Annotated in this window: 4 protein-coding genes; 3 read left to right on the forward strand and 1 reads right to left on the reverse strand. The window is 55.5% G+C overall.

Annotation, left to right across the window (positions count from 1 at the left end; translation table 11 throughout):
- Positions 1-243 precede the first annotated feature (243 nt).
- From ligD to A6U87_RS19795, 3 genes are all read left to right on the forward strand, one after another.
- A complete protein-coding gene (ligD, locus tag A6U87_RS19790; protein WP_065693023.1) occupies positions 244-1,308 on the forward strand; it encodes a non-homologous end-joining DNA ligase in 1,065 nt (354 codons plus the stop codon).
- 36 nt (positions 1,309-1,344) lie between these two features.
- Positions 1,345-1,560, forward strand: coding sequence for a hypothetical protein (locus A6U87_RS29785; RefSeq protein ID WP_141684012.1), 216 nt, complete (start codon positions 1,345-1,347; stop codon positions 1,558-1,560).
- Positions 1,561-1,639: 79 nt separating this feature from the next.
- Positions 1,640-2,257 (forward strand): L,D-transpeptidase, encoded by a 618-nt coding sequence (locus tag A6U87_RS19795; RefSeq protein WP_065693025.1) that lies wholly within the window; start codon positions 1,640-1,642, stop codon positions 2,255-2,257.
- A 3-nt stretch (positions 2,258-2,260) separates the two neighbouring features.
- On the opposite strand, the gene A6U87_RS30300 is transcribed toward A6U87_RS19795, so the two are convergent.
- Positions 2,261-3,266: hypothetical protein (locus A6U87_RS30300; protein ID WP_206744129.1), on the reverse strand; the 1,006-nt coding region annotated here is incomplete at its 5' end.

Below are 3,266 nucleotides of genomic sequence, written 5' to 3' on the forward strand. Positions count from 1 at the left end.
CCCGTATGCCAAATGGGAGATGTGGCCGTGTTTTAGCCCGACCTCCTCCAAGCTTATCAATCTGCTCCTGAAGATCCGCGATGACCGCAGACGTTGCGGCTTTACCTGACATATTCACCTCAACACGCGCTGAGCGCATATGCGAAAGAACAAATATAGAACACATATGGTGCAAATAATCAATTACTGTCCTCAACCGTATATGTAGGTGGGTTTTTAAGATTTCGCTGCTGCAATCGCGGAATGACGAAACCGCCTCAAAAGCCGAAGTCAAAACCGCTGCTACGTGAGGAGAGCGGAACAATCCAAAGTCGCCGGATCAGCAGACGTGATCCTGCGCAACCTCGTTTGGCCTTCGATCCCTTTCCCGAGCGGGTGGAGCCTGCGCTTGCCGAGCTTAGGCAAAAGCCGCCTTCGGGTGGCCGCTATGGATGGGAAGTCAAATGGGACGGCTACAGAATCCACGTTCATGTCGAAGCAGGGAGCGTCCGTGTTCTCACGAGAGGTGGCTTTGACTGGTCGCATCGATTTCCAGCCATTGTTGACGCGGCCCGCGCGCTTGGACCGGCCACAATGCTTCTCGATGGTGAAGCTGTGATGCTCGATGAGGAAGGCCGGTCAGATTTCAATCTTCTGCAGAAGAGCCTCGGGGCCTCCGGTCGGAAGAGCGGGAAAGGCGTTTCACCAGCTCTGATGTACGCTTTCGATCTGCTGTATTTGGACGGACACGATTTGCGGGGCGTCGAATACCAGTCGCGCCGACATCTCTTGGAGGACGTGCTGGATGGCAGCGAGGGAGCGATCCGTGTGTCGGAAGAGCTGGACGCTGATCCTACGGCCTTGCTCAATCATGCGTGCCGTCTAGGTCTTGAGGGTATTATCGGGAAGGACCGCGATAGTCCTTATCGAAGCGGCAGAATGGGAGATTGGATCAAACTGAAGTGTGTCCAATCTGAAGCGTTCTTCATCGTCGGCTACGAGCCGTCGATCTCCTCGCGTGGCGGATTCTCGTCCCTTTTGCTTGCTGCCTATAGCGGGCAAGATCTCCAATATGTCGGAAGCGTGGGGACCGGCTTCAAGGAGCGCGCAGCGATCGATCTCCGGGCGATGATGGATAAACTTCCATGGAAACGGAAATCACCGCCAGTCCGCTATGACGGAAAGCGGTCTATTGTCTGGCTTCAGCCGACGCTTGTCGCTGAGATCGAGTATCGAGCCTGGACGGCAGATAGCAAGTTGCGACACGCGGCCTACAAGGGACTTAGGGAACGCCAGGACAATGCAGACGTTTACAGGATGGACGATTGAAGCGGGGCCACTGTCCTGCCCGCAAAGGGTTTCTCGATGGCTGTCACCACACCGAATTTCGCTCCAGAACATCCTGACTACGCGTTGTCTTGCGAGGAGGCACTAGACCTTCCGCTTCGTGATCTGGTTGATCAAGCCGTGCAAGCTGGCTGGAAGCCGCGCGTGATTTTTAGAGCCCTTCAGGAGGTCGCAAAAAATCAGGGTCTTGCGTATGAAGAAGATCCCGATCCAGAAGACGATCCCATATCGTGAGAGTCCGGACGGACACCTAAAAAAACCAATATTCAGCGTAAATCGTCACGCTCGATGCGGGCAATTGTACGGAGTAAAAATGAAACTAGCGTTCATCGCTGTCGCGGCTTTGTATTTGCTACTGCCTTTCAACGCGTCAGCGCAGTATTACGAGCCAAGCTACGATGGCCCGAACGAATATTGGGAAGGCGACCAGTACCAATACCACGATCCTTACTCTGATCCGCAGGGATATGATCGCGCGCCGCTCTATGAGGAGGGTGCGCCGGGCTCCCGCCAGCCGCCCGCAAGGGGTGGTCGGGGCTCAATCGAGATCATCACCAGCGAACACACCCTCTATTACACGACGCCTTCAGGTGAACAGTTCACCTACCCGATTGCTGTCGGAAGAGAAGGTAAGCAATGGTTCGGCACTACCCGTGTGGTGTCGAAGAAGGAACATCCAGAATGGCGACCAACGGCGGAAATGCGCCGAAAGAACCCAAACCTTCCTGCCGTTGTAGATCCGGGGCCATCGAATCCTCTCGGAACGCGAGCGCTCTATCTCGCTGATGGCCTGTTGAGAATCCATGGGACGAACGATCCTTCGTCGATAGGAACGAATGCTTCCAGCGGATGCTTCAGAATGTACCGTGAAGACGTGGAGGAGCTGTATGAGATGGTTCGGGCAGGAACGCCTGTTACCGTCCATCAGTGATAGCTAGGGCGCGAAAGAGTTGCCCGGCAGGCTCACTTTAGCCTGCCGATCAACAGGGTTTGGTCCGGTATCAAGCGCCCACTCGGGCGCATTCGGTCGGTCGCGGCGAACAGCCCAAAACACGTTTCTGTCGTCGCTGAACCATTTTGTCAGAGCTTCACTTGCCTGATCGCCAGTTGGAGTTGCGTCATACGCAATGGCAAAGCGCGTATAGAGACCAGTTTGCTTGTCGGTTTCGCGAGCGATATCACCAATCACATGGTTTTCGAGGGATGTGCGCAAGCCATTGGTGGAACTGATAAGCGCCGGCACTTCTCTCAGATGAGGATGCTTGTCGGCATAGGAGAGCGCTTCCATGACGTTCTTCACCACTGCCACTTCTTGATACTTCAAAGCTGTCGTGTATCTGCTGGCAGGCAGTGTCTCGATGGAAAATACCCCGTCTTCCTTGGTGCCAGGTGCGAGCTGGCTACCCGTGGCCGCTGGATGTGTATCGAAGATTTCGGCTCCGGTTTCCCGGCCACGGCTATCATATCGGCGCGCAACGAAATTCGCGCTCCCATCGGCGGCGATCACGTCCGACTTCCGTAAGGCGTCTACGAGCGATGGGGATAATCCCTTTTTCTCTGTCAGCCACTGGCGAACGAGCGGCCAAGCGTCGTCGGAGTGTCGCACTCGAATATATTTGGCGGCGATCTCGGGCCGCTCTGCACGGATCTTGGCCTGCTTCTCGTTCCGAACGATGGCTGCAACGGTTATTGCCGTGTCCATGCGATCATGGCGCGGGAGCTGGCTGACAGCGGTGTAAGCGTGCAACGTTTGTTCTACGAGGTCTTTTGCTACCGCGCGCTCTGCGAGACCCTTAACGTGAAGCACAAGCGGCTCCGGTAGGCGCTCATAGGGATTGCCGTTTGCGTCAACGATCCTGCGCCGCAGTTCCTGTCTTTCGATGAAATCGAAATTTCGCTCCACCTTACTGAGGGATTTCTGAACGGCTTCCGCATAACCC

This window comes from Rhizobium sp. AC44/96, from assembly GCF_001692185.1.
In the GTDB taxonomy this organism is placed as follows: Bacteria; Pseudomonadota; Alphaproteobacteria; order Rhizobiales; family Rhizobiaceae; genus Rhizobium.